Origin of the sequence: Streptomyces sp. NRRL B-24484, from assembly GCF_000717715.1 — a bacterium.
GTDB lineage: Bacteria > Actinomycetota > Actinomycetes > Streptomycetales > Streptomycetaceae > Kitasatospora.
The window spans coordinates 61,940-85,885 of record NZ_JOAI01000015.1 but is presented as its reverse complement, the minus strand read 5'-3'; the positions used below and the strand labels follow the sequence as shown (position 1 = coordinate 85,885).

At 74.9% G+C, this 23,946-nt stretch carries 26 protein-coding genes; 11 read left to right on the top strand and 15 right to left on the bottom strand.

What is annotated here, in order from left to right; genetic code table 11:
* Positions 1–49: 49 nt before the first annotated feature.
* Together IE98_RS0116015 and IE98_RS0116010 are read right to left on the bottom strand one after the other, a co-directional pair.
* Entirely contained in the window at positions 50–1,117 is a 1,068-nt protein-coding gene (locus IE98_RS0116015; RefSeq protein ID WP_234443553.1) for a 2-dehydropantoate 2-reductase, read from the bottom strand.
* Between the two features lie 183 nt (positions 1,118–1,300).
* Positions 1,301–1,891, bottom strand: a complete 591-nt coding sequence (locus tag IE98_RS0116010) for a TetR/AcrR family transcriptional regulator (RefSeq protein WP_030269426.1) — start codon at positions 1,889–1,891, stop codon at positions 1,301–1,303.
* Positions 1,892–2,079: 188 nt separating this feature from the next.
* Here IE98_RS0116010 and IE98_RS0116005 point away from each other — a divergent pair, with 188 nt between their 5' ends.
* Together IE98_RS0116005 and IE98_RS0116000 are read left to right on the top strand one after the other, a co-directional pair.
* Positions 2,080–3,498: an aldehyde dehydrogenase family protein gene (locus IE98_RS0116005; RefSeq protein ID WP_030269424.1), complete on the top strand. Its 1,419-nt coding sequence runs from the start codon at positions 2,080–2,082 to the stop codon at positions 3,496–3,498.
* An 89-nt stretch (positions 3,499–3,587) separates the two neighbouring features.
* Positions 3,588–4,673, top strand: a complete 1,086-nt coding sequence (locus IE98_RS0116000) for a Zn-dependent alcohol dehydrogenase (protein ID WP_030269422.1) — start codon at positions 3,588–3,590, stop codon at positions 4,671–4,673.
* Positions 4,674–4,743: 70 nt separating this feature from the next.
* On the opposite strand, the gene efeU is transcribed toward IE98_RS0116000, so the two are convergent.
* The 3 genes from efeU to efeO form a co-directional block, all read right to left on the bottom strand.
* On the bottom strand, positions 4,744–5,595 hold the full coding sequence (efeU, locus tag IE98_RS0115995) for an iron uptake transporter permease EfeU (RefSeq protein WP_030269420.1): 852 nt from the start codon (positions 5,593–5,595) through the stop codon (positions 4,744–4,746).
* 40 nt (positions 5,596–5,635) lie between these two features.
* The gene (gene efeB, locus IE98_RS0115990) at positions 5,636–6,928 is read right to left on the bottom strand and encodes an iron uptake transporter deferrochelatase/peroxidase subunit (protein WP_030269418.1); all 1,293 of its coding nucleotides are present in this window, start codon (positions 6,926–6,928) and stop codon (positions 5,636–5,638) included.
* 86 nt (positions 6,929–7,014) lie between these two features.
* On the bottom strand, positions 7,015–8,154 hold the full coding sequence (efeO, locus tag IE98_RS0115985; protein ID WP_030269416.1) for an iron uptake system protein EfeO: 1,140 nt from the start codon (positions 8,152–8,154) through the stop codon (positions 7,015–7,017).
* Positions 8,155–8,349: 195 nt separating this feature from the next.
* Here efeO and IE98_RS0115975 point away from each other — a divergent pair, with 195 nt between their 5' ends.
* Positions 8,350–9,123, top strand: a complete 774-nt coding sequence (locus IE98_RS0115975) for a class I SAM-dependent methyltransferase (protein ID WP_324605776.1) — start codon at positions 8,350–8,352, stop codon at positions 9,121–9,123.
* Positions 9,124–9,168: 45 nt separating this feature from the next.
* On the opposite strand, the gene IE98_RS0115970 is transcribed toward IE98_RS0115975, so the two are convergent.
* Positions 9,169–10,218, bottom strand: coding sequence for a GntR family transcriptional regulator (locus IE98_RS0115970; RefSeq protein WP_030269411.1), 1,050 nt, complete (start codon positions 10,216–10,218; stop codon positions 9,169–9,171).
* A gap of 265 nt (positions 10,219–10,483) precedes the next feature.
* On the opposite strand from IE98_RS0115970, the gene IE98_RS0115965 reads away from it, so the two are divergent.
* The 3 genes from IE98_RS0115965 to IE98_RS0115955 all read left to right on the top strand — a co-directional run bounded on the left by IE98_RS0115965 (position 10,484) and on the right by IE98_RS0115955 (position 13,742).
* Positions 10,484–11,587: a sugar ABC transporter substrate-binding protein gene (locus IE98_RS0115965; protein ID WP_030269409.1), complete on the top strand. Its 1,104-nt coding sequence runs from the start codon at positions 10,484–10,486 to the stop codon at positions 11,585–11,587.
* Positions 11,588–11,631: 44 nt separating this feature from the next.
* Entirely contained in the window at positions 11,632–12,411 is a 780-nt protein-coding gene (locus IE98_RS0115960; RefSeq protein ID WP_043174273.1) for an ATP-binding cassette domain-containing protein, read from the top strand.
* A gap of 62 nt (positions 12,412–12,473) precedes the next feature.
* Positions 12,474–13,742, top strand: coding sequence for a sugar ABC transporter permease (locus IE98_RS0115955; RefSeq protein WP_030269405.1), 1,269 nt, complete (start codon positions 12,474–12,476; stop codon positions 13,740–13,742).
* Positions 13,743–13,819: 77 nt separating this feature from the next.
* On the opposite strand, the gene IE98_RS0115950 is transcribed toward IE98_RS0115955, so the two are convergent.
* A complete protein-coding gene (locus IE98_RS0115950; protein WP_420706192.1) occupies positions 13,820–14,425 on the bottom strand; it encodes a GNAT family N-acetyltransferase in 606 nt (201 codons plus the stop codon).
* 60 nt (positions 14,426–14,485) lie between these two features.
* Positions 14,486–15,052 (bottom strand): helix-turn-helix domain-containing protein, encoded by a 567-nt coding sequence (locus IE98_RS0115945; protein ID WP_030269401.1) that lies wholly within the window; start codon positions 15,050–15,052, stop codon positions 14,486–14,488.
* Positions 15,053–15,155: 103 nt separating this feature from the next.
* Between IE98_RS0115945 and IE98_RS0115940 the strand changes: the two genes are divergently transcribed.
* Positions 15,156–15,515 (top strand): STAS domain-containing protein, encoded by a 360-nt coding sequence (locus IE98_RS0115940; RefSeq protein WP_030269399.1) that lies wholly within the window; start codon positions 15,156–15,158, stop codon positions 15,513–15,515.
* Between the two features lie 87 nt (positions 15,516–15,602).
* The gene (locus IE98_RS0115935) at positions 15,603–16,076 is read left to right on the top strand and encodes a universal stress protein (RefSeq protein ID WP_030269397.1); all 474 of its coding nucleotides are present in this window, start codon (positions 15,603–15,605) and stop codon (positions 16,074–16,076) included.
* 74 nt (positions 16,077–16,150) lie between these two features.
* Here the strand turns inward: IE98_RS0115935 and IE98_RS0115930 are convergent, their stop codons facing one another.
* Entirely contained in the window at positions 16,151–16,519 is a 369-nt protein-coding gene (locus IE98_RS0115930) for a MauE/DoxX family redox-associated membrane protein (RefSeq protein ID WP_030269395.1), read from the bottom strand.
* 129 nt (positions 16,520–16,648) lie between these two features.
* On the opposite strand from IE98_RS0115930, the gene IE98_RS0115925 reads away from it, so the two are divergent.
* The gene (locus tag IE98_RS0115925) at positions 16,649–17,152 is read left to right on the top strand and encodes a metallophosphoesterase family protein (protein WP_030269393.1); all 504 of its coding nucleotides are present in this window, start codon (positions 16,649–16,651) and stop codon (positions 17,150–17,152) included.
* Between the two features lie 65 nt (positions 17,153–17,217).
* Here IE98_RS0115925 and IE98_RS0115920 read toward each other — a convergent pair whose 3' ends face one another.
* The 4 genes from IE98_RS0115920 to IE98_RS0115905 form a co-directional block, all read right to left on the bottom strand.
* Complete coding sequence (locus tag IE98_RS0115920; protein ID WP_030269391.1) at positions 17,218–18,012, bottom strand: metal-dependent hydrolase; 795 nt, start codon at positions 18,010–18,012, stop codon at positions 17,218–17,220.
* A gap of 175 nt (positions 18,013–18,187) precedes the next feature.
* The gene (locus IE98_RS0115915) at positions 18,188–18,988 is read right to left on the bottom strand and encodes a HEAT repeat domain-containing protein (RefSeq protein ID WP_199922917.1); all 801 of its coding nucleotides are present in this window, start codon (positions 18,986–18,988) and stop codon (positions 18,188–18,190) included.
* Positions 18,989–18,997: 9 nt separating this feature from the next.
* Complete coding sequence (locus tag IE98_RS0115910; RefSeq protein ID WP_052390568.1) at positions 18,998–19,393, bottom strand: contact-dependent growth inhibition system immunity protein; 396 nt, start codon at positions 19,391–19,393, stop codon at positions 18,998–19,000.
* The gene (locus tag IE98_RS0115905) at positions 19,383–20,597 is read right to left on the bottom strand and encodes a DUF5685 family protein (protein WP_030269384.1); all 1,215 of its coding nucleotides are present in this window, start codon (positions 20,595–20,597) and stop codon (positions 19,383–19,385) included. The genes IE98_RS0115910 and IE98_RS0115905 overlap by 11 nt, the downstream gene beginning before the upstream one ends.
* Before the next feature lie 257 nt (positions 20,598–20,854).
* Here IE98_RS0115905 and IE98_RS0115900 point away from each other — a divergent pair, with 257 nt between their 5' ends.
* Positions 20,855–21,868, top strand: a complete 1,014-nt coding sequence (locus IE98_RS0115900) for a zinc-dependent alcohol dehydrogenase (protein ID WP_030269382.1) — start codon at positions 20,855–20,857, stop codon at positions 21,866–21,868.
* Positions 21,869–21,920: 52 nt separating this feature from the next.
* On the opposite strand, the gene IE98_RS0115895 is transcribed toward IE98_RS0115900, so the two are convergent.
* Together IE98_RS0115895 and IE98_RS44630 are read right to left on the bottom strand one after the other, a co-directional pair.
* A complete protein-coding gene (locus tag IE98_RS0115895) occupies positions 21,921–22,298 on the bottom strand; it encodes a DUF6188 family protein (protein ID WP_030269380.1) in 378 nt (125 codons plus the stop codon).
* 124 nt (positions 22,299–22,422) lie between these two features.
* Complete coding sequence (locus IE98_RS44630; protein ID WP_052390567.1) at positions 22,423–23,412, bottom strand: NUDIX domain-containing protein; 990 nt, start codon at positions 23,410–23,412, stop codon at positions 22,423–22,425.
* Between the two features lie 182 nt (positions 23,413–23,594).
* Here IE98_RS44630 and IE98_RS0115885 point away from each other — a divergent pair, with 182 nt between their 5' ends.
* On the top strand, positions 23,595–23,945 hold the full coding sequence (locus IE98_RS0115885) for a DUF488 domain-containing protein (RefSeq protein WP_030269376.1): 351 nt from the start codon (positions 23,595–23,597) through the stop codon (positions 23,943–23,945).
* Position 23,946 lies beyond the last annotated feature (1 nt).

Genomic DNA, 23,946 nt, shown 5'->3' with positions numbered 1-23,946 from the left:
GTCCAGCAGACTATCTAATGCGAATCTCGGATTCGCCTTTGGGGTCCCGTTAGCGCGTTTCCGCAGCTCGGGCGGCCTGCAGCTCGGCCAGCAGCTCCGCGCCGGCCCAGCTCCGGGACGCGCCGGGCCCGGCCTGCTCCGCCTCCCGGACGAGGGCGATCAGCCGGGCGTTGGCGGGCGCCGCCAGCCCGTGCCGGCCGGCCATCGTCACCACCTCGCCCTGCAGGCTGTCGATCTCCGTCCGGCGGCCGCGCTGCAGGTCCTCCCAGGTGGACGAGCGGGCCTCGGCGTCCACCTTCAGGGTCGCCGCCGCCAGCCGCCGGAACACGCCGTCCGGCAGTGCCAGCAGCCGGGGCAGCAGGGCGGTCGGCAGGGCGCCCAGCCGGGCCGGGTGCACGCCCTCCGCCCGCATCGCCGCCAGCGCCTCCTGTTGACAGAGTGCCAGGCAGCGCCGGAACGCCCGCTGTCCGAGCTCCTCGCGCAGCGGCACGCCGGAGAGGGCGTTGACGGCGTTGTTGAGGTTCATCAGCAGCTTGCCGTGCTGCACCTCGCGCATGTCGGGACGGCGCTCCACCGGCAGACCGGCCGCGGCGGCGGCCGCGGCGAGCGGGGCGCCGGCCGGTTGGTCGTCGATCATCAGCGCCCCGCCGGACCCCTGGTGGAAGACGCCCGGCGCGGTCTGCAGCACGTTGTACGGCACCATGCCGGCCACCACCGGGTGGCCGGCACCGACGGCGGACCGGATCAGCGCCGGATTGTGCAGGCCGTTCTGGAAGCTGACCAGCGCGGCGCCCGGGGCGAGCACCTCCGCGACGGAGGCGGCGGCCTCCGCGGTCGCGGCCGACTTCACCGTCACCAGGACGAGGTCGGCGCTCGCGGCGGCGGCGGGGTCGGTGGCCGTGCGGAGGCCTCCGGCGGGGACCCGGACGGTGGGGCGGCCGCCGCCGGTGAGGGTGAGGCCGTGCTCGTTCACCGCGTCCATCACGGCCGGCCGGCCGATCAGGGTGACCTCGGCGACCCCGGCGAGCAGGCCGCCCAGGTGGCAGCCGATGCTGCCGGCACCGAGCACGGCGATCCGCGGCCGCTCGGACGGCGGGGTGGACGGAGCGGACGTCACGGCAGTCATCCTCCGGTGGGGGTGCGGACGGTGTGCCGAGCACCCTAGGCGCCGGCCCCACCCGCGGGGAACCCGCGGAGCAGGGGGCACCTCCCGGCCTTCGGCCGGGAGGTGCCCCCACGCGCCCTTGAGCGGTCCTCCACGTCCCTTCGGGTGCCCGGTGATGTGCCCGTGAGGGTTCCGTCAGGGGAGGGGGCCGAGGAGGGCAGCGGCGGTGGTGGCGATGCGGGTGCGGGTCTCGGGGCCGTCGAGGTAGCCGGCGACCATGGCGCCGTCCCGGAGCAGCAACAGGGCCACGGCGCCGCCCGCCGGGTCGGGGTGGCCGCAGGCGGCGAGCAGGTCCGCGAGTGCGCCGCGGAACCAGCTGCGGTGGGCGGTGACCAGCCGTCGCACCGGGTGGTCGGCGTCCGGGTACTCGGCGGCGGCGTTGATGAACGGGCAGCCGCGGAAGCCCGGCCCGCAGACCTCGTCGGCGAGCGCCGCCACCAGGACGGCGAGGGTGGCGCGCGGGTCGGGCGAGGCCGTGGCGGCCGCCGCGATCCGCTCCCGGACGTCCCGGTCGCGGCGGTCGAGGTAGGCGAGGACGAGTTCGTCCTTGCCCGGGAAGTGCCGGTAGAAGGTGGCCTTGGTGATGCCCGCCTCGGCGATCAGCCGGTCGACGCCCACGGCCTGGACGCCCTCCGCGTAGAACAGTCCGGCGGCCGTGTCGAGCAGTCGCTCCCGGGCCTCGGACCTGCGGGAGGCCGGGGTGGCGGGGGCTGTTCGGACGTCCATGCGGCCCAACCCTACAGGCGGCCGGGCGAGCCACCGGGCCTCGCCGGGGCACCGGCTCAGGGGCGTGAGGGGGCGTCACTCCCGGCGTCCCGCCGTGCCGCACCGCGCCCTGCTCTTGCGCAGCCGGGCTACCCGCGAGTTAACTACCACTGCTAGTTAAATCCGGAGCCGACTCCGAGGAGCATCGGGTGGAGCACTACGCCGACCAGTACATCGACGGCCGTTGGCGGCCCGCCGCCGGACCGGACACCATCGTGGTGCTCAACCCGGCGACCGAGCAGCCGATCGCCACCGTCCCGGCCGGCACCGCCGAGGAGGTGGACGCGGCGGTGGCCGCCGCCCGCGCCGCCGCCCCCGGCTGGGCGGCGAGCAGCCGCGAGGAGCGGCTGGCCGCGCTGACCCGGCTGCGCGACGGCCTGGCCGGCCACCGCGCCGAGATCGCCGCCACCGTCACCGCCGAACTCGGCACCCCCGCGGGCTTCGCCGAAGCCGTCCAGGCGGGCACCCCGATCGCGGTGGCCTCGGCCTACCTCGACGTCCTCGCCGACTACGCCTTCCACGAGCAGGTCGGCAACTCGACCGTGTACGCGGAACCGGCCGGGGTGGTCGCCGCGATCACACCGTGGAACTACCCGCTGCACCTGATCGTCGCCAAGGTCGTCCCGGCCCTCGCGGCCGGCTGCACGGTGGTGCTCAAGCCGTCCGAGGAGACCCCGCTGATCGCCCGGCTGTTCGCCCGGATCGTCGACGGGGCCGGTCTGCCGCCGGGCGTGTTCAACCTGGTCACCGGTCTCGGCACGGTGGTCGGTGCCGCGCTCGCCGCCCACCCCGGTGTGGACGTCGTCTCCTTCACCGGCTCCACCGCGGTCGGCCGCGCGATCGGCGAGAGCGCCGGACGCGGCATCAAGAAGGTCTCCCTGGAACTCGGCGGCAAGTCCGCGAGCGTCGTCCTGCCCGGCGCCGACCTGGCCCGCGCCGTCAACGTCAACCTGGCCAACGTCTTCGCCAACTCCGGCCAGACCTGCACCGCCTGGACGCGCCTGCTGGTCCACCGCGAGCAGTACGAGGAGGCCCTGGCGATCGCCGCCGCCTCCGCCGCGAAGTACGCGCCCGGCGACCCGGCCGACCCGGCCACCCGGGTCGGACCGCTGGTCAGCGCCCGCCAGCGCGAGCGCGTCCGGGCGTACATCGACGGCGCCCTCGCCGACGGCGCCCGCCTGGTCGCCGGTGGCCCCGAGGCCCCCGAGGGCCTGGACCGCGGCTACTACGTCCGCCCGACCGTCCTCGCCGACCTCCCCCCGGACGCCCGGGCCGTCCGGGAGGAGATCTTCGGCCCGGTGCTCGTCGTCCTGCCGTACGACGACGAGGAGCACGCCCTCGCGCTCGCCAACGACACCGAGTACGGGCTCGCCGGAGCCGTCTGGGCGGCCGACGGGGAGACCGCCGCCGCCTTCGCCCGCCGGATGGAGACCGGCCAGGTCGACATCAACGGCGGCCGGTTCAACCCGCTCGCCCCCTTCGGCGGCTGGAAGAGCTCCGGCGTGGGCCGCGAACTCGGCCGGCACGGCCTGGAGGAGTTCCTGCAGACCAAGTCCCTCCAGTTCTGACCACGGCCCGCCCCACCCGCCGCACCGGTCCCAGTTCCAGGCCCCGCCCCCGTCCGAAGACCACCGAGAAGACCACCGAGGTGACCGCCATGGTCCGCGCCGCCGTCCTGCGCTCCGCCGGGGCCCCGCTCGAGATCACCGACATCGACCTGCCGGACCCGGGACCGGGACAGGTCCGCGTCCGCCTCGCCGCCGCCGGCGTCTGCCACTCCGACCTGTCGATCGGCCGCGGCATGCTCCGCGCCACCCTCCCGCTCGTCCTCGGCCACGAGGGGGCGGGCACCGTCGTCTCGGCCGGCGACGGCGTCACCGGAGTGGCGCCCGGCGATCCGGTGGTGCTCAACTGGGCCCCCGCCTGCCGCACCTGCCCGGCCTGCGCGATCGGCGAGCCCTGGCTCTGCGACAACTCCGGTGCCGCGTCCACCGGCCACTACGCCGCCCTGCCGGACGGCACCGCACTCCACCCCGGCCTCGGCGTCGGAGCCTTCGCCGAGGAGACGGTCGTCGACCGGCGGGCCGTCCTGCCGCTGCCCGACGGCGTGCCGCTGGCCTCCGCCGCGCTGCTCGGCTGCGCCGTGCTCACCGGGTACGGGGCCGTGCACAGCGCGGCCCGGGTGCGGGTGGGGGAGTCGGCGGTGGTCTACGGCCTGGGCGGGATCGGCCTGGCGGTGCTGCAGGCCGCCCGGCTCGCCGGGGCCGCGCCGCTGATCGCCGTCGACGTCTCCCCGGAGAAGGAGGAGCTGGCCCGCCGGCACGGCGCCACCGAGTTCCTGCTCGCCGACGCGTCCACCCCCGGGGCCGTCCGGGAGCTCACCGGCGGCCGGGGTGCCGACCACGCCTTCGAGTGCGTCGGCCGCGGTGCGACGATCCGCTCGGCGTGGTCCGCCACCCGCCGTGGCGGGCGGACGACCGTGGTCGGCATCGGCGGCAAGGAGGACATGGTCGCGTTCTCCGCCCTGGAACTCTTCCACTACGCCCGCACCCTGACGGCCTGCGTGTACGGCAACTGCGATCCGGACGAGACCGTGCCGGTGCTCGCCGGGCACGTGCGCAGCGGCCGGCTCGACCTCGACGCGCTGATCACCGACCGGATCTCCCTGGAGGAGATCCCGGCCGCCTTCGAACGGATGGCGGCCGGCCGCGGCGGGCGCTCCCTGGTGCTCTTCGACCACTGAGACGGCCCGGTACGACGCAGGAGGTCCCGCACCCCCGACGGGGGTGCGGGACCTCCTCGGTCACCAGGGCTCAGGCGGCAGGCTTCTCGGACGTCGCGGGGGCCGGGGCCGGCTTGGGGGCCGGGCCGCCGGAGTTCCGCAGGAACAGGAAGAGGGTCGGCACCAGGTAGGCGGCCCAGACCGTGACCTGCAGGACCGTCGGGTCGGGCTGGAAGTTGAAGACGCCCTTCAGCAGGGTGCCGTACCAGCTGTCCTTCGGGACGGTGCCGGAGATGTCGAAGGCCTGGCTGGTCAGGCCCGGGATCCAGCCGGCCTCCTGGAGGTCGTGGACGCCGTAGGCGAGCACGCCGGCCGCCACGACGACCAGCATCGCGCCCGTCCAGGTGAAGAACTTGGCGAGGTTGATCTTCAGCGCGCCGCGGTAGAACATCCAGCCCAGCACCACCGAGGTGAGCAGGCCGAGGACCGCGCCGACCAGTGGCCGGACGCCGTCGCTGGTCGCCTGGACGGCCGTCCAGATGAACAGCGCCGTCTCCAGGCCCTCCCGGCCGACCGCGAGGAAGGCCGTCACCACCAGGGCGAAGGTGCCCATCGCCAGCGCGGCGTCCAGTTTGCCGTGCAGCTCGGCCTTCAGGTGCCGCGCGGTGCGGCGCATCCAGAAGACCATCCAGGTGACCAGGCCGACCGCGACGATCGACAGCGAGCCGCCGAGCGCCTCCTGCGCCTCGAAGCTGAGCTGGGTCGAGCCGTACTGCAGCACCGCACCGAAGGTCATGCTCAGCACGACCGCCGCGGCGATGCCCGCCCAGACGGGCGCGAGGCGGTCCCGGCGGCCGGTCTTGACCAGATAGGCGATCAGGATGCAGACCACGAGGCTGGCTTCGAGGCCTTCCCGCAGACCGATCAGGTAGTTGCCGAACACAGGGGGACTCCCGGGGGTGGAGGTGGTACGGGGCAGGGGGTCAGCCGAACAGGGCCTGGCCCCACCATTCGCCCGGCTTGCGGACGCCGGGCGGGCACGCGAAGTGGCCGGAGCCGACGTGCGTGATGTACTCGTTCAGCGCGTCGTTCGCGGCGAGCTTCGACTGCAGCGGCACGAAGGCCTTGCGGGTGTCGCGCTGGTAGGCGAGGAAGAACAGGCCGGCGTCCAGGCGGCCGAGGCCGTCGGTGCCGTCCGTGAAGGAGAAGCCGCGGCGCAGGATCATCAGCCCGTTGTTGCTGTCCGGGTGCGCGAGGCGGACGTGCGCGTCCTGCTTCATCGCGGACAGGTCCGGGGTGTCCCGCTCCTTCTGCTTGCCGACCGGGGCGCCCTCCAGCTTGCTGCGGCCGAAGACGTCCTCCTGCTCCTTGAGCGAGGTGCGGTCCCAGGTCTCGATGGTCATCCGGATCCGCCGGGCGACGAGGTACGAGCCGCCGGTCATCCAGTCCTGGCCGTCGCCGGGGGCGACCCACACGTGGTCGGCGAGCGACTTGGCGTCGGTGCCGGCGATGTTGTGGGTGCCGTCCTTGAAGCCCATGAGGTTGCGCGGGGTCTGCGCCTCGGGGGTGGTCGAGGAGGTCTTGCCGAAGCCGAGCTGCGACCAGCGGACGTTGACCACGCCCATGCCGATCCGGGCCAGGTTGCGGATCGCGTGCACGGCGACCTGCGGGTCGTCGGCGCAGGCCTGGACGCAGAGGTCGCCGCCGGTGCGGTTCTCCTCCAGGCGGTCGCCGGGGAACTTGGGCAGATCGACGAGGGCCTCGGGCCGCTTGGCCTTGATGCCGAAGCGGTCGGTGCCGTCCTTCTCGAAGAGCGTCGGGCCGAAGCCGACGGTCAGGGTCAGCCGGGACGCGGGCAGGCCGAGCGCCTCGCCGGTGTCGTCCGGCGGCGCCTCCGGGATGCCGCCGGTCGCGCCGGTGCCGACCTCGCGGCCGCCGGTCATCGCGGCCGCGGCCTTCGTCCACTCCTTCAGCATCTTCACCAGGGCCTCGCGGTCCTTGGTGATGACGTCGAACGCGGCGAAGTGCAGCCGGTCCTGGACGGGCGTGGCGATGCCGGACTGGTGGTCGCCGTAGAACGGGACGTCGACGGTGGAGTCGATGCCGGGGGCGACGGCCGGCGCGGAGTCGTGCATGGTCGCCGCGGCGACCGAGCCCGCGGCGGCCGCGCCGAGGGCGAGGCCGGCACCGGCCCAGCCGATGACGGCGCGGCGGGTGGGGGCGGCCTGGTCGGTGGAGGTGTCGGGCGCGGTGGTCTCGGCGGTCTCGGCGTCCACGGGTGCTTCCTGTCGGTCCTGTCTCTGCGGATGCCGCGGCGGCCCGGTGGGGCCGCCGCGGCGGGGCACTGGTGCGTCGGCCGGGATCAGCCGGTGACGACGACCGCGGCGGCCAGCTTGGACAGCGGCTCGCCCAGGGAGTTCACCGCGTCCGAGAACGCCTTGCGCTCCGGCTCGGTGATCTTGTCGTAGGAGGTGTAGGCCTCGCCCTGCTTGTACTTGCCGAGCAGCACCTTGATCGCGGCGAACTCGGCGTCCAGGGTCTTGGCCAGCGCGGCGTCCTTCTCGGAGGCGACCGGCTTCAGCAGCTCGTAGGCCTTCTCGGCACCGTCGACGTTGGCGGCGAAGTCCGACAGGTCGGTGTGGGAGTAGCGGTCCTCCTCACCGGTGATCTTGTTCTTGGAGACCTCGTCCAGCAGCTCCTTGGCGCCGTTGGCCATCGAGGTCGGGGTGATCTCGGCCTTGGCGACGCGGGACTGCCAGTCCTTCAGGTCGGTGACCAGCTGGTCGGCGAGCTTCTTGTCGTCGTCGGTGATCGCGCCGTCGGCCCAGAGCGACTTCTCGATCTTGTGCCAGCCCGTCCACTGCTGGCCGGCCTCCAGAGCGTCCTCGCGGGTGTCGGTCTTCGGGTCGATGTCGCCGAAGCTCTCGGCGATCGGCTCGGTGCGCTCCCAGCCCACGCGGGAGGCGGCGAACAGCGACTTGGCCTTCTCGGCGTCGCCGGCCTTGACGGCCTCGGCGAACTGGGTCACCACCGGGATGGTGGCGTCGGCCTGCTCCTGCGCGTACTTCCGGTAGGCCTCGACCGCGGCGGCCAGACGCGGGTCGGCCTTCGCGGCCGGCGCGGCACCGCCGGTGACGGTGATCTTCTGGCGGATGCCGTCGCCGGTCATGCCCGGCTTGCAGGCGATCTCGTACTCGCCGGCCTTGATCTCGGCGTGGATGCTCACGGTGGTGCCGGGGCCGATGTTCTCGCGCTCGGTGACGATCTTGTCGCCGGCGGCGTACACGTAGACCTCGGTGGACTTCGAGCCCTTGTTCTGGACGGAGAGCTCGACCCCGCCGGCCGGGAAGCTGATCTTCGCGACCTCGCAGGCGGAGTCGGAGGCGGTCACCTTCACCGCGTCCGAGGAGGCGGTGTCGTCCTTCTTGGAGCAGCCGGCCAGGGCTGCGCCGGCCACGGCGATGGTCAGGAGCGTCGCGGCGGTGGAGCGGCGGGCGGGCATGGCGTACTCCGAGAGTGCTGGTCGGTATTCCGGCACCCAGGACAGTAAGGGAAGCAAGCCTAACCTAACAACCTTTCGAACCGTCAGACACGGCCATCGAATCCCAGCCGTGACCTCGGCACATCACGGCCCGTCCATGCCCCGGGGCCCGGCCGCCCGCCGGCCCGGCACCCGCCCCGCGACGGTGGCGGAAGGATCGTTCGCCCACCCCTCGATCGGCCGCGGCCCCACCGCCGACCGGCCGTCCGCCACCGCCGCCGCGGCCCCGGGGTTACCAAGGTCATACGCGGTCGCACCCCGGCCCGCCGCGTACGCTCGGAACCGAGGAGGCCGCCGATAGACAGTCAGGACTGGGACGCGCGCTACCGCGCCACCGAGCAGCTCTGGGGCGTCGAGCCCAACCGCTGGGTCGTCCGCGAGTGCGAGGGGCTGCCGCCCGGCCGCGCCCTCGACCTCGCCGCGGGCGAAGGCCGCAACAGCATCTGGCTCGCCGAACGCGGCTGGCACGCCACCGCCGTCGACTTCTCCGTAGTCGCCGTCGACCGCGGCCGCACCCTCGCCGCCACCCGCCCGCCCGGCACCGCCGACCGGATCGACTGGGTGCACGCCGACGTCCTCACCCCCGCCCCCGGACCGGCCGGGTACGACCTCGTCCTGGTCGCCTACCTGCAGCTGCCCGCCGCCGAACGCAGAACCGCGCTGCGCTGGGCCGCCGCGGCCCTCGCCCCCGGCGGCACCCTGCTCGTGGTCGGCCACGACAGCCTCAACCTCACCGGGGGCACCGGCGGACCGCAGGACCCGCGTGTCCTCTTCACCCCCGCCGACGTCCTCGACGACCTCGCAGGCCTCGGCCTGGAGACCGTCCGGGCCGAGCGGGTGCGCCGCACCGTGGCCGCCCCCGACGGCCACGGCACGGCGGGCGAGGCGATCGACGCCCTGGTCCGGCTGCACCGGCCCGAACCCCGGTAGCCCCGCGCCGTCCTGCCCGCGCCGTCCTGCCCACGCCGACGGCGCTCAGCGCGGCCGGGACCTGCGTCGCCGCGGCGAGGCCTCCAGTGCCTGCAGCCCGCCGGCCCGGAACCTGTCCCGCCAGGCGGTCACCAGCTGCGCCGAGTGCCCGAGGCGTCCGGCCGCCTCCTCCGCCGAGGCGTGCTCGCAGGCGAGCACGATCCTGGCCCGCAGCGCGAGTCCGCGGTCCGGGGCGTTCGGCGAGGCCCAGGAGTGCAGCACCGCCCGGTCCGGCTCGGCGATCCGGTTCGCGCCGCCCGCCGACCGCGGCCGGCCCTCGGCGGGCAGGATCGCCTGACTGTCCGCGTACCGCAGCTCGGCCTGCTCGTCGGCGATCCGGAAGACCGTGCCGATCAGCGGGCGTCCGTGCTGGTCGGCGATGGTGCGCCGGACCTCCAGGCCGCCCGGCGAGGCGTGCTCCGCGCTGCCGCGGGCCAGCTGGACGCTGTCGGCGGCACGGAGCCGGAGCCCGGCGACGGCCGCCCAGCCGTACAGCTCGGTGAGGTCCGCCTCGCGGCCGCTCTCCGGCTCCTCGCCGAGTGCCCAGGCGGCCCGCCCGAGCCCCGGCAGCAGCACCGTCAGCGCCGGGGCGAACCAGGAGCCGGCCGACTGCAGGGTCCGCCCGTCCGCGTCCCGCAGCCGGTGGTCGTAGGCGAGCGCGGCGCGCCGGGGCGGCAGTTCCAGCGCCGCCGCCACCCACGGTTCCGGCGGCCGGCGCAGCAGCCGCCCGTGCCCGACGGCCGAGCGGGCCGGGCGGAGGAAGGAGCCGGGGAAGGCGTGGGCCGGTGCCGGGCCGGGCGAGGGCCGGGCCGGCCGTCCCTCCCGCGGCGCGAGCACGTAGGTGCCCAGGTGGTCGCCGGCCACGAAGCCCTGCGCCCGCAGGCGCTGCAGCGCGGCCCGCACCGTCTGTCGGTTCACTCCGTACGAGTCGGCGAGCTGCCGTTCCGAGGGCAGGTTCTGCCCCACCGGGAACCGGCCCCGCCCGATGTCCTCCCCCAGGTCGCGCGCGATGTCCAGGTACGCCGGTGCACGGCGTTCCGTCCGTTGTCCAGGCATGCCGAGGAGACCCCCACTGGTCGTTTCCGTAGCGCTACCCCATGACTGTGCACCGTCAGCATAGGGCACTGGTCTGGACCATTGGTCTGCTGCGGGTGAATCTTCGGTGCAGGCCGCGGTGTTGCCGGTCGGCCGCGGTGCGGGCCGGGGCGGTACGGCCGAACGGGCGATATTCCGCCGCGCATTGGCCCAGCCGCTGTCGCGGGGCCGGTCATTGGCTCGCAGACTCGGAGTCCGGGGGTGAGATCGAGTGAGAGGCTGTCCAGTGAAGCTCGTTGTACGCCAACTCGTCGTCGTCGCCACGGCGGCCTCCGTCGGTCTGGGCATGGCCGCCTGCGGAAGCGCGAAGCAGTCCACCGGCTCCGGCGCGTCCGGCGCCGCCTCCGGTGGCACCGTCAAGGTCGGCCTGCTCCTCCCGGAGTCCAAGACCACCCGCTACGAGCAGTTCGACCGCCCGCTGCTGGAGTCGAACATCAAGAAGCTCGTCCCGGGCGCGCAGATCGACTACTACAACGCCAACCAGGACGCGACGCTCCAGCAGACCCAGGTCGACACCGCCCTCACCAAGGGCAACAAGATCCTCGTCCTTGACGCCGTCGACTCCAAGTCCATCCAGGCGTCCGTCCAGAAGGCCCACGACGCCGGCGTCAAGGTGCTCGCCTACGACCGCCTCGCCCAGGGCCCGGTCGACGCGTACGTCTCCTTCGACAACTTCAAGGTCGGCCAGCTCCAGGGCCAGGCCCTGGTGGAGGCGGTCGGCGCGAACGCCGGCAAGGGCTCGATCATCATGATCAACGGCTCGCCGACCGACCCGAACGCGGGTCAGTTCAAGGCCGGCGCGCACAGCGCGATCGACGGCAAGCTCACCATCGGCAAGGAGTACGACACCCCGAACTGGGACCCGAACACGGCCAACCAGGAGACCGCCGCCGCGATCACCGCCATCGGCGGCCCCAACGTCGTCGGCATCTACTCCGCCAACGACGGCATGGCCGCCGGCGCCGCCACCGCCATGAAGGCGGCCGGCATCAGCGTCCCGCTGACCGGCCAGGACGCGCAGCTCGACGGCATCCAGCGCATCCTCGCCGGCACCCAGACCATGACGATCTACAAGCCGTACGGCCCCGAGGCCGAGGCCTCCGCCGCGATCGTGGCCTCCTGGGCCAACGGCACCTCGCTCACGCCGACCGAGGTGCCCACCACCGCGACCAGCGGCAGCGGCCAGAAGGTCCCGGCCAACCTGATCACCCCGATCGTGGTCACCAAGTCCAACATCAAGGACACCGTGGTCAAGGACGGGCTCTACACCGTCGAGCAGATCTGCACTCCCACCTACGCCGAGGCCTGCAAGGCCGCCGGTCTCCAGTGACGAGGCGTTCCGACCCGTCCGACCGACAAGGGAGCTGATGTTCCGTGGAAGGCCCACCCGTCCTGGCGTTGCGCGGGGTCTCGAAGCGGTTCGGTGCCGTCCAGGCGCTGACCGACGTGGAGCTGGAGGTGCCCGCCGGCGAGGTCGTCGCCCTCGTCGGTGACAACGGCGCCGGCAAGTCCACCCTGGTCAAGGCGATCGCCGGGGTCTACGTCCCGGACGACGGCGTGATCGAGTGGCAGGGCAAGGCCACCAGCATCCACCGGCCGCAGGACTCCCAGCACCTCGGCATCGCGACCGTCTACCAGGACCTCGCGCTCTGCGACAACCTCGACGTGGTGGGCAACCTCTTCCTCGGCCGGGAGATCCGGAAGTTCGGCGTCCTGGACGAGGTCGCCATGGAGAAGCGCTCCCGCGAACTGCTCAGCACGCTCTCCATCCGGATCCCCAGCGTGCGCATCCCGATCGCCTCGCTCTCCGGCGGCCAGCGCCAGACCGTCGCGATCGCCCGTGCCCTGGTCGGCGACCCGAAGGTCGTCATCCTGGACGAACCCACCGCCGCGCTCGGCGTCGAGCAGACCGCCCAGGTCCTCGACCTGGTCGAGCGCCTGCGCGAGCGCGGCCTCGGGGTCATCCTGATCAGCCACAACATGGCCGACGTGATGGCGGTCTCCGACAGGGTCGCCGTGCTGCGGCTCGGCCGCAACAACGGCGTCTTCGACCGCCGGGCCACCAACCAGGAGGAGATCATCTCCGCCATCACCGGCGCCACCGACAACGCCGTGACCCGGCGCAGGGCCCGCGGACAGGAGGGACAGCAGTGACCGACGATCCCACCGGCGGGCCCGGCCAGGAACCCGGACGGGTCCCGCTGCCCGAGGACAGCATGCCGAAGGGCGGCGTCAACGCCCCCGTCGACGTCGCGGCCGCCGCGACGCCGGCGGTGGACCCACGGCTGATCGTCCGCCAGCAGGGCCTGAAGGGCTACGTCCAGGAGTTCCGCCGCCGCGTCAGCAGCGGCGAACTCGGGTCGCTGCCCGTCATCGTCGCCCTCATCGTGATCTGGGTGGTCTTCGGCAGCCTGAACTCCAGCTTCCTGTCCGCCCAGAACCTCTCCAACCTCTCCCAGCAGATCGTCGGCACGGGCATGATCGCCCTCGGCGTCGTCTTCGTGCTGCTGCTCGGCGAGATCGACCTCTCCGTCGGCTCGGTCTCCGGCCTCTGTGCCGCGATCTTCGCCGTCATGAGCGTCACCCACGGCGTCAACCAGTGGGTCGCCCTGCTGTGCGCGCTGGCGGGCGGCGCAGTGGTCGGCCTGATCCAGGGCTTCTTCTTCGCCAAGATCGGCGTGCCCGCGTTCGTCGTGACCCTGGCCGGCAACCTCTTCTGGAACGGCCTCATGCTGCAGATCCTCGGCAGCCAGGGCACCATCAACCTCCCCGGCGACGACATCGTCTCCAAGCTCTACACCACCATCTACGGCGCGCAGATCGCCGCCTACGGCACGGCCGCGATCGGCGTCCTGCTCTTCCTCGCCTCCCAACTGATCGACGCCAGACGCCGGCAGGCCGCCGGGGTGCCGTCCCGGCCACCCCTGGACATCGGGCTGCGCACGGTCCTCCTCGCCATCGTGGCCTTCCTGGCGGCGTACACCCTCAACCAGTACAAGGGCCTTCCGCTCGCGCTGCTGATCTTCCTGATCTTCATCGTGGTGCTGGACTTCGTGCTCCGCCGCACCACCTACGGACGGCAGATCTTCGCGCTCGGCGGCAACATCGAGGGCGCCCGGCGCGCCGGCATCAACGTGTCGTGGACCCGGATCTCGGTCTTCATGATCACCTCGACCATGGCCGCGATCGGCGGCCTGTTCCTGGCCGCGCAGATCCAGTCGGCCAGCCAGACCTCCGGCGGCGGCAACCTGCTGATGAACTCGATCGCCGCGGCGGTCATCGGCGGCACCAGCCTCTTCGGCGGCCGGGGCTCGACCTGGTCGGCCCTGCTCGGTGCCCTGGTCATCGGCTCGATCCTCTCCGGCATGAACATCCAGGGCCTCAGCAACGCCCTGCAGTTCATGATCACCGGCGCGGTGCTGCTGGCCGCGGTCGTCATCGACTCGCTGGCGCGCCGTAGCCAGCGGGCGGCCGGCCGGGCCTGACCCGGGCCGTCCCACGGCCCCTCCCACCACGTCCACCGGCGGACGCGGCGGGAAGGGCCGTTCCGCGTGTCCGGGGCTCAGCCGACCGGTCGTGCCGTGGCGTTGGCGCCGAGGTGCTCGTCGAGGTGCTTGTAGAAGAAGGTGCTGGGGCGGAGCGTGCCCGCGGGGTCGGCCGCGTAGTCGGGGACGGCGCCGAGGGCCGTCCAGCCGGAGGAGCGGTAGAGGCGCTCGGCGTCGCTGCCGGTCTCGGTGTCGAGCAGCAGCAGGGTGCGGCCGCGGTCGGCGGCGGCCCGCTCGGCGACGGCGAGCAGCGTGCGGCCCAGCCCGCGGCGGCGGGCGGCGCTGTGCACCAGCAGCTTGCCGATCTCGGCCCGGTGGGCGCCGTTCGGGTACCGCTCCAGGGCGAGGCTGACGGTGCCCAGCGGGGCGTCGGCCGGTCCGGCCGTCCACACCAGCAGGCCGCCCTCGGCCACCGCCGCCGCCCGGGTGCGCCACCACGCCGTTGCGGCCCCGGGGGTCAGGCCGGCCGGGAAGCCCACCGAGGCGCCGGCGCGGACGGCGTCGAGCAGCAGGCCGCCCAGTGCGGGGGCTGCGGCGTCCAGGGCCTCGGCGGTGAGGAGTTCGGCGGTGAGGAGTTCGGTGCGGTCGGCGTCGGTGCCGGCGTGCTCGGTGTTCGGTGGCACGGGTTCCTCCGGTGGGGCGGTCCGCCCGTCGGTGCGGCGGGGCGCGGCGTGGCGGGGTGGTCAGGGCAGGACGAGGGCCAGCACGTAGCGGGCCGGCTCCGGGCCCGGGCTGTGGAAGGCGGTGCGGCCCCAGAGCCGGAAGCGCAGGCAGTCGCCGGCCGTGAGGTGGTGGGTCCGCTCGTCGACGGTGAGGTCGAGCCGGCCGGAGAGCAGCCAGAGGTGCTGCTCCAGCCCCGGCACCGACGGGCCGTCGTAGTCGACCGAGGCGCCCGCCGGCAGGGCGCCCTCGACGAGTTCGCCGCGCAGGCCGGCCAGCGGCGGGGAGACCGACCGGCGGACGAAGCCGGAGCCCGGGTCCGTCCAGACCGGCTGCTCGGCGGCGCGGACGAGGCCGCTGCCGTTCTCCTCGACCTCGGCGAGCAGCTGCGACATGGTGCGCCCGTACGCCCGGCAGAGACGGCCGAGGAGTGCGGCGGTGGGGCTGATCTCCGCCCGCTCCAGCCGGGAGAGGGTGGAGCGGCTGACGTCCGCGCGCAGCGCCAGGTCGTCCAGCGACCAGCCGTGCGCGGTGCGCAGCTCGGCGAGGCGGGCCGCGAGCCGGAGGTCCAGCGGGTCATCGGATCTCATATCCGGGACCATATCCCACATGTGGGAGGATGCTCCAGTTCGGGCCACCAGGGCGCAGCCGACCTATCGTTGAGGGGCGTGCCTTCGGGACGAGGAGCGAGCGATGGAACCGGACAGCGGGCAGTTGACGGTGGCGGTGCAGCGTTCCGCGCATGCCGTGGTCGTCCGCCCCGAGGGCGAACTCGACCGGGACGGCGAGCTGCCGCTGCGGGAGGCCCTGGAGAAGGCCGTCGCCGCCGCTCCCGGGCTGCTCGTGGTGGACTGCGCCGGGCTCACCTTCTGCGACTCGGCAGGTCTCGACCTGATCCTCGGCGCCCGGCAGGTCGTGGAGACGGCCGGTGGGGCCCTGGTGCTCGCCGAGCCCGGCCCCGCGCTCTCCGGCCTGCTGGAGATCGCCGGCGCGGAGGAGGTGCTGAGGGTGTACGGCACGCTCGCGGAGGCCCTCGCGGCCGGCGAGCACTGAGCTCCCGTCCTCGCCCCCGCTTGCCGTGCCCGTCCCGCCGGACCCGTGCGGAGGCGGCGGCGATAGGCTCGTGCCGTGAGTGACGACATGTCGGCGAAGCCCGGGCCGGCCGCCGTTCCGCGCTTCGAGCGCGGTACTGACGGACCCAAGGTGATCGTCGCCGGTGCGGACGGATCCGACGTCTCCTGGCGCGCGGTCGCCTACGCGGCCGGTCTCGCACGGCGGCAGAACGCGCTGCTGGCGGTGGTCTTCGTCCAGCCCGTGCTCGGTGCGGCCGCCGCGTTGGGCCTGCCCGTCGCCGGGGCCACGGCCGCCGTCGCGGAGCACCTCCTCGACGAGATCCGGCTGGGGGTCGAGCGGCTGCGCGGCATCCACGAGATGCGCTGGCAGTTCGTCACCTTCCCCGGGGACCCGTACTCCGGGCTGGTGCGGGCCGCGGACGAGCTCAAGGCGGACGCGGTCGTGGTGGGCGCCTCCGAGCAGGCCGGTCACCGGATCATCGGCTCGGTGGCCGTCCGCCTGGTGAAGGCCGGCCGCTGGCCGGTCACCGTCGTGCCGTAGAGCGGGTCCCGGTGGGGAGCACTGCAAGGGGCGGGGGAGCTGTGCAGGTCCCCCGCCCCTCTTGCTGCAGGTGCCTAGGCGTCGCGGCGGACCTTGAGGGCCCAGAGGACCAGCGGCACCTGGAGCGGGAGGCGGGCCGCCGCGGCCTCGCGCCACGGGGAGGGGCGGTGCCGCCAGTCGTAGGCCATCTTCACGTTCGCCGGGAAGACTGCCGTGAACAGGCCGGCCGCGGCCAGTGCCCCGGCGGCGCGGGTGCGCGGGGCCAGGACGGCCGCGCCGACGGCGAGTTCGGCCACGCCGCTGACGTACGTCCAGGCGCGGGGCGAGCCCGGCAGGGAGCGCGGGACGATCGCGTCGAACTGCCGCGGTGCGGCGAAGTGCGCCACCCCGGCGCCGACCAGCAGACCGCCGAGGGCGCGCGCGGACAGGGAGCGGACGGGCATGCGCGGGACCTCCGGCGGCGGGGGAGCGTGGTGTTACCCGACAGTAGCGTCTGTGGGGGCGCAGCCGGAAGACGCGCCGGGCCGGTCCGTCGGCCGCTGCCGCCCGCCCCGCCCTGGCAGACTGCGGCCGTGGAGCTCCTCCTGGTGTCCGACACCCACGTGCCCGCCCGCGCCCGCAGCCTGCCCGGCGAACTGCTGGAGCGGATCGCCGCCGCCGACGTCGTGGTGCACGCCGGGGACTGGACGGACACCGCCACCCTGGACCTCTTCGAGGAGCGCTCCGCCCGTCTGATCGCCGTGCACGGCAACAACGACGGGCCGGAACTGCGCGCCCGGCTGCCCGAGACCGCCCGCGCCGAGCTGGACGGGCTGCGGCTCGGCGTCGTCCACGAGACCGGACCGGCCCGCGGCCGGGAGGCGCGCTGCGCCGCGCAGCACCCCGGTCTGGACGTGCTGGTCTTCGGCCACAGCCACATCCCCTGGGACACCACCGCGGAGGACGGGATGCGGCTGCTCAACCCCGGCTCGCCGACCGACCGGCGCCGGCAGCCGTACTGCACCTACATGACCGCCCGGATCGAGGCGGGGAGCCTGGTCGCGGTCGACCTGCACCGGCTGCCGCCGCGGCACTGAGACGCCCCGCCGGCGCCCGCGGGTCCGCGGGCCCCGACGGGGCGTGTGTGCCGTGGGGCGGCGGGTCAGCCGACGAAGCCGAGGGCGGCGACCGCGCCGATGGCGCCGAGTCCCATGAAGACCGGCATCAGGACCTTGATCTCGACCCAGCTGCCGGCCCGGAAGCGCATCGCCTTCGGCGGGCCGATCGGGTACCAGCGCTTGCGGCCGATCGGGATCGGCCACAGCACCGGGCAGCCGGAGACGGTCAGTGCGTCGCCCAGGCAGTGCACCAGGGCGCCCAGGGCCACCGGCAGGCCGATCCACAGGTAGTCCTGGCCGGGCTGGTCGAAGAGCCAGTTCGCGCCGTTGCCCGGCTTGTCGAGCACGCTGGCGAGCGTCCAGGCGCTGGTCGCGCCGAGCAGCCACACCAGGATGTCGCTGGACATCCGGGCCTGCCGCCACAGCAGCCCCTCGACGGCCAGCACCATGTGGATGAAGAGCACCACCAGCACGCCCCAGCGGTCGCCGTACGCCGAGAACAGCGAGGCCACCACGCCGGACAGCGCGGCCCACAGCCAGGTGTGGGTGAGGGTGCGGTGGCCGCCGTTGCGGCGCGGGTCGCCCTTGCCGCGGGTGGCCTTGTAGGTGGCGGCACCGATCTTGTCGATGACCTCGCACAGGCCGCGCGACAGCGGACCGAAGGCCCGAGAGACGGTCGCCGCCTTGTGGTCGAGGTCGGGGGCGAGCGCGGCGCCCGCCGAGATCAGCGCACCCGCCAGCAGGACGGGCCAGGGCATGGGCCGGTCCAGCGAGTACGCGGCCGCTCCCGCGGCCAGCCAGGCCGCCGCTCCGGAGAGCGCGTGTGCCGGTCCCATCATGGTGCTTCCCACCCCATCGCCGCGGTGCGGGCGCCGTTGCGCGCCCCTGGTAGGGGCGCAGCATAGCCGAGCCGATCAAGGGGCCGCCGGGGGACCCTGACCGTCGGTCACCGCGCCTGCCGGGGAGGCCGTTCGGGCCGGGAGCTCCGTGTGCGGACGGCCGCCGGGGGCCGCCTCAGTCCTGCTCGGCGAGCCACTCCCGCGCGTCGGCGACCGCCGTCCTGACCCGGCCGTCCGGGTCGTCGGCGAGGCCGTCGAGCAGATCGGCCCGGCCGGGGGAGGACCAGTCCCAGACGGCGTGGACCAGTTCGGCGCGGACCTGCGGGTCGGGATGGGCGGCCAGCCGGGCGAGTTCCGCGATCGGGCCCTTGCGGCGCCGTCGCCGCCCGAACCAGTGCAGCAGGTCGAGCAGGACCTCCGGATCGCCGGGATCGCCCGCGGCGGCCAGCCGTTCCAGCAGGACCCGGGTCGGCGGGGGCGGCCCGTCCAGCGGGTGCGGCAGCCGTTCGCGCAGCCGCCGGCTGCCGTACTCGCCGCGGACCCGGCAGCCGTCGCACTGGCAGGGCCGGCGGCCGTGCGAGGACGGGAAGTACCGCCAGCCGGCCACCTGCGGCGGACGGCGCAGGCGGTGCACCTCGCCGGCGGCGACCGACCGGGGGAGGAACACCTCCCAGCCGCGCGGGTCCTCCATCGCGGCCAGCTGTCCGGCGGCCTCGGCCGCCGTGACCTGCCGCCCGGGCCCGCCGTACCGGCGGACCGTCACCGGCTCGGCGTCGTCGAGCCGGAAGTGCACCGCGACCAGGCCGCCGCGGGTGCCGAAGCGGGCGAGCTCGCGCACCCACTGGTGGGTCAGGGTGTGCGAGGGCAGCACCGGGAAGCAGAACACGCCGCGCTCGCCGCGGCCGGCCGCCCGGACGCCCGAGCGGCGGATCCGCGGCGCGTTGGCCGCCGAGGTGAGGTGGACGAAGATCGGCACGGACGCAGGCTAGCGTCCGGCACCGTCAGCCGAGGAGCGGGTTTCCCGTCCGCGCCCGCGACCGGCCGGCGGCGGGACCGCGCGGAGCCGCGCCGCGAGGTCCGGGCGGCTCGCCCAGAACCCGGGGCGCCGGCCCGCCACCGCGTCGTGGAGGTCGCCCGGGTACAGGTCGCCCTCCGTCGCCGGGTCCGCCTCCAGCAGGTCGAGCGCCACCGGCACCAGGTGGGGCAGGCCGATGTCCTGGCCGATCAGCAGGCGCAGGCCCTCCGCGCCGAGTTCGCCCAGCGGCACCCGGTGCAGGGCGTGGGCGGTGGTGATCAGACGGGTGGCACCGGGGGCCGGCGGCGGCCAGGCGCCCTCCAGTTCGTCCAGGGAGCGCCCGTGGCCGGCCGGTTCAGCAGTCACAGCCGCAGTCGCAGCAATCGCAGCCGTCACAGCAGTCGCACCCGTCGCAACAGTCGCAGTCACAGCCGCTGCAGTCGCAATTGCCGCAGTCGCAGTCGCAGTTGCGCTGGCACCAGCCCTCCTTCTTCTCCCGGCTGAACGGGTCCTCGTGCTCGCAGCACATCAGCTGGCAGGTGCAGGCCATCGCCGCCCAGACCGCGCAGCCGGCGAGGCCCGAGCGCCGCGGCTTCTTCGGGGGCAGCGGGGTCGGCGGCTCGCCGATCAGCGGACCGCCCGGGTGCGGGGCGTGCTGCTGCGGCGCGTGGGAGCCGTGCGCGTGCTGCCCGCCCGCGGTGACCGAGCAGCCCGCGCCGTGGCCGAAGACCCGGTCCACCGCGAGGCCGGTCTCGTGCGCGAGCAGCCGGTGCACCAGCGCCCGCTCGGTGAGCTCGACGTCCCCGAGGGCGAGCCGGATGCCGTGCACCGCGTCCCGGCACAGCCGCTCGGCCTCGTCCCGGCCGGTGCCGGTGGCGGTCAGCGGGTTCCACTGGCCGGCGGCCGCGTCCTCCTGCTGGTCCTCCGCCGCGTCCAGCAGGTGCGCCAGCCGGCCGAACAGCCGGCCCGCCTCGGCCAGCGCCGCCGCGTTGCCCGGCCGCCCGGCCAGCACCGCGGTGTGCGCGAAGGCGGCCGCGGTCGCCGTCTCCGTCGGCTCCGTCACCAGCAGTACCGAGGTGCCCGGTCCGGCGGCCCGCTCCAGCTCCCCCTGCCGGCCGGCCGCGTCCAGCAGCACCGCGGTGTCGAAGCCGAGGCCGGCGCCGCCGCCCGTGCTCTGCCGGTCCCAGCGACGGGCCACCGCCCGCGCCCCCGCGGCGACCGGCCGCTTCGCGAACACCCCGTCGGCGTCGAGTACGTGGTCGCGGACCTTCACCGACGCCAGCGCCAGCGACACCGCGGCGGCGAGCCGGGCCCCCTCGCCCTGCGCCACCTCGGCGCTGCGCATCCCGCGCAGCGGGCACGGCCCGGCCGTCCGCCGCCCGCCCGCGGCACGCGGTCCCTGGGCCTCCACCAGCACGGATATGACGAGGCCGTCGTAGTTGGTGGCCGTTCTGGCCAGCTGCCCGTGGTCGTCGCGCAGCGCCAGGCAGAGCCCGCACAGGTGCGCCATCCACGAGCTGCGCAGCGTCTCCGACAGGCTGTGCCGGCACGGCCTGATGATTCCGAACACCGTTCCCCCTCCCCGTTCGCGGCCCCGCGGGCCGCGGTCGAACGGCCGTCATCCTAGGCCGTGCGACGGGAACCGTGGCCAGGGGCGGGTCGTGTACCTCCGGCCGTGATCGGTCCCCGGGCGCAGGTCGGCGGCGGTGGCGGCGCCGGGGCACCGCCCCCGGCTTGCCGAGCGGGGCCGTCCGGGGGACGGTCGGAGGGGCGGCCGAGGCCCGCCGGGGCCCGGCCGTGCACGAGCCGATCCGGGAGGACACCGCCATGAAGGCCGCCGTCGTCCGCGACTTCACCGCACCGCTCGCCATCGAGGACCGCCCGCTGCCGGAGCCGGCCCCGCACCAGGTCCTGGTCCGCATCGAGGCCTCCGGCCTCTGCCACACCGACATCCACGCGGCCCGCGGCGACTGGCCCGTCCGCCCGACCCCGCCGTTCGTCCCCGGGCACGAGGGCGTCGGCGTCGTCGAACGCGCCGGGGACCTCGTCCGCCACGTCCGGCTCGGCCAGCGGGTCGCCGTTCCGTGGCTCGCCGACGCCTGCGGCCGCTGCGACCACTGCGTGTCCGGCTGGGAGACGCTCTGCCTGCAGCAGCACAACTCGGGCTACTCCGTGGACGGCGCCTACGCCGAGTACGCACTCGCCCACGGCGACTACGTGGTGCCCGTCCCGGACGGCATCGACCCGATGGACGCCGCGCCGCTGTCCTGCGCGGGCGTCACCACCTACAAGGCCGTCAAGGTCGCCGACCCGGGCCCCGGCACCCGGGTGCTCGTCTCCGGCATCGGCGGCCTCGGGCACCTCGCGCTGCAGTACGCCCGCCTCGCCGGCGCCGAGACGATCGCCGTCGACGTCACCGACGAGAAGCTGGCCCTGGCCCGCGAACTCGGCGCCGACCACGTCCTCGACGCCCGCATCCAGGATGTCCCCGCGGAGACGCAGAAGCTCGGCGGCGCCGACGCCGCGATCGCCCTCGCCGTCAGCAACGACTCGTTCGGGGCCGCGTACGGCGCCCTGCGGCGGGGCGGCACCCTCGTCCTGGTCGCGCTGCCGGCCGGCGGCACCCTGGAGATCCCCGTCTTCGACACCGTGCTGAACGGGACGAAGGTGGTCGGCTCGATCGTCGGCACCCGGCAGGACCTCGCCGAGGTGTTCCGGCTGCACGAGCTCGGCCGGACCAGGGTCATGCGCGAGACCCGGCGCCTGGAGGACGTCAACGACTGCTTCGAGGACGTGCTCGCGGGCCGGGTGACGGCCCGGCTGGTCTTCGACCTGCGCTGAGCCGGCGCCGGCCCGGGAGGGCCGCACCGCGCAGGGCCGGACCCCGGGGGCGTCAGACGGCGAGGTAGCCGCCGGGCTCCGCGGTGAACAGCGGCCCGTCCGGCCCGGAGACCTGCCAGGCCGGGGTGCCCGCGACGGCCGTGTCCGGCGGCACAGACAGCGTGACGCCCGACCGGAAGCCCAGCTCCAGGCCGCCGGCCCGGGTCACCGCGGCCCCCGCGACCCGGGCACCGGCCAGTGCGGCCAGCAGCCCCGAGGCCGGCACCGACAGGCCCGGGTAGAAGTGCTCCACCTCGGCGGCCGTCCGCACCCGGAAGTCGTTCGTCACCGTCAGCACCACACCGCCGGACAGTGCCAGTCTCAGCGGCCCCGACACCCCGACGGCCTCCACCTGCAGCCCGGTCAGCACGGACTCGATGTCGCGGACCATACGACCTCCTCGGGCAGGGCGGCACCGGCCGCTCCACTGTCACGATTGTCATGCCGCAAGCGGCCCGCCGTCACACCCGCCGGTCCCCGGCGCGCCGCCCGCTGCCGCGTTGCCGCGTCGACGATCACCCCGGATCGGCCGCCGGCACGCCGTCGACCAGTTCGAGCGGCCCGGACACCGCCCCGCGGTGCGCCAGGGCGGCAGCCGTCCGCCGGTCCTCGGCCGGAGCGGCCTCCGCGGCGGCTGCCGGCTCCCCGGCAGGCCGGTGACGGTCAGGGCGGCCGCCGTCGAAGACGTACACCAGGCGGGGACGGTCACCCGGCAGCCAGTCCAGGGCGAGCAGCCGGCCCGGCGGGCGGACCGAACCCAGCCGCTCGCGCAGCAGCCGGGCCGCGGCCGCGCGGGGCGTCTCCCGGTCGGCCGCCACCGGTGCCCGGGCGGTGCGCACCCGGCCCCCCGGGTCGGCCGCCAGCACCTGGACCTCCGCCCGGATCCGCGGACGCGTCGCGTAGTACGTCTCCCGGTCCAGCGGCGGGACCACCGGCGGCCGGTCACCGCCCGCCAGGTCCAGGCCGTCGGCCCGGGTGTACGCCGGAGCCGGCCCCGGCGGCAGCCCGGCCGCGGCGGGACCGACCGGGAAGCTGTCCTCCATCTCCACCGGCCCCGACCCCGCCGGCGAGCGCAGACACGCCGCCACCCGGCGCGACAGCCGCGGCGGCAGCGCCGAGGCCGCCTGCCGGGGCGTCACGAAGGCGTACCCGCCGAGCTCGTCCTCCTGCAGCCGGACGGCCGCCAGCTCCGCCGCCGTCAGCGGCTGCGCCCAGTAGAGGAAGGAGACGATCGGCGGCCGGGAGCTGCTCATCGCCCAGTCCACGCTCGCCAGCGCCAGCAGCCGCGGCCGCAGCCCCATCTCCTCCTGCAGCTCCCGGACGGCGGTCGCCCGAAGCGTCGCGTCCCCCGGCTCCCAGCCGCCGCCCGGCACCTCGACCGGGTGCCGGCTCTCGTACACCGCGCGGACGACCATCACCCGGCCCGCGGCGTCCCGGAACAGCACGCCCGCCGCCGCCAGCGGCCCGGCCGCCCCGTCCCGCCCCGTCGCCCCGTCCGTGCTCATCGCCGCGTCCCTCGTCACCAGTGCCGCCGTCCGGAGCCCACCCGCGGCCCGCCCCGGAGGCAACCGCGGGCACCGCAGGCACCCGCAGGCGGACACCCGCAGGAGTGGGCCGTACGGACAGCATCCAGGACACTCCGCAGCGTACGCGCGGATTTCGGCGAACCGCGCGCGAGCATGGCCGGATGGCCGTCACCCGCCGCAGGCTCCACGACGAACCCGGACCGGACGAGGGCACCCTCGTCCTGGTCGACCGGCTCTGGCCGCGCGGCCTCAAGAAGGCGGACGCCGGCTTCGACGAATGGCTGAAGACCGTCGCCCCCAGCACCGAGCTGCGCCGCTGGTACGGGCACGACCCGGACCGCTGGACGGAGTTCCGGCGCCGCTACCGCGCCGAGCTGGCCGAACCCGAACGCGCCGAGGCCCTCGACCACCTGCGCGAACTGGCCGGGCGGGGGCCGCTGACGCTGCTCACCGCCTCACGGCAGGTGGAGATCAGCCACGCCGCGTACCTGGCCGACCGGCTGAACGGCTGAG

Excerpts from the sequence above, each read along its gene's own strand:
- IE98_RS44630 (WP_052390567.1), bottom strand. The coding sequence starts at position 23,412 with ATGAGCACGGACGGGGCGACGGGGCGGGACGGGGCGGCCGGGCCGCTG.
- IE98_RS0115900 (WP_030269382.1), top strand. The coding sequence starts at position 20,855 with ATGAAGGCCGCCGTCGTCCGCGACTTCACCGCACCGCTCGCCATCGAG.
- IE98_RS0115945 (WP_030269401.1), bottom strand. The coding sequence starts at position 15,052 with ATGAGATCCGATGACCCGCTGGACCTCCGGCTCGCGGCCCGCCTCGCC.
- IE98_RS0115930 (WP_030269395.1), bottom strand. The coding sequence starts at position 16,519 with ATGCCCGTCCGCTCCCTGTCCGCGCGCGCCCTCGGCGGTCTGCTGGTC.
- IE98_RS0115935 (WP_030269397.1), top strand. The coding sequence starts at position 15,603 with ATGTCGGCGAAGCCCGGGCCGGCCGCCGTTCCGCGCTTCGAGCGCGGT.
- IE98_RS0115940 (WP_030269399.1), top strand. The coding sequence starts at position 15,156 with ATGGAACCGGACAGCGGGCAGTTGACGGTGGCGGTGCAGCGTTCCGCG.
- efeO (WP_030269416.1), bottom strand. The coding sequence starts at position 8,154 with ATGCCCGCCCGCCGCTCCACCGCCGCGACGCTCCTGACCATCGCCGTG.
- IE98_RS0115970 (WP_030269411.1), bottom strand. The coding sequence starts at position 10,218 with ATGCCTGGACAACGGACGGAACGCCGTGCACCGGCGTACCTGGACATC.
- IE98_RS0115885 (WP_030269376.1), top strand. The coding sequence starts at position 23,595 with ATGGCCGTCACCCGCCGCAGGCTCCACGACGAACCCGGACCGGACGAG.
- IE98_RS0116010 (WP_030269426.1), bottom strand. The coding sequence starts at position 1,891 with ATGGACGTCCGAACAGCCCCCGCCACCCCGGCCTCCCGCAGGTCCGAG.
- IE98_RS0116000 (WP_030269422.1), top strand. The coding sequence starts at position 3,588 with ATGGTCCGCGCCGCCGTCCTGCGCTCCGCCGGGGCCCCGCTCGAGATC.
- IE98_RS0115920 (WP_030269391.1), bottom strand. The coding sequence starts at position 18,012 with ATGATGGGACCGGCACACGCGCTCTCCGGAGCGGCGGCCTGGCTGGCC.
- IE98_RS0115955 (WP_030269405.1), top strand. The coding sequence starts at position 12,474 with ATGCCGAAGGGCGGCGTCAACGCCCCCGTCGACGTCGCGGCCGCCGCG.
- IE98_RS0115895 (WP_030269380.1), bottom strand. The coding sequence starts at position 22,298 with ATGGTCCGCGACATCGAGTCCGTGCTGACCGGGCTGCAGGTGGAGGCC.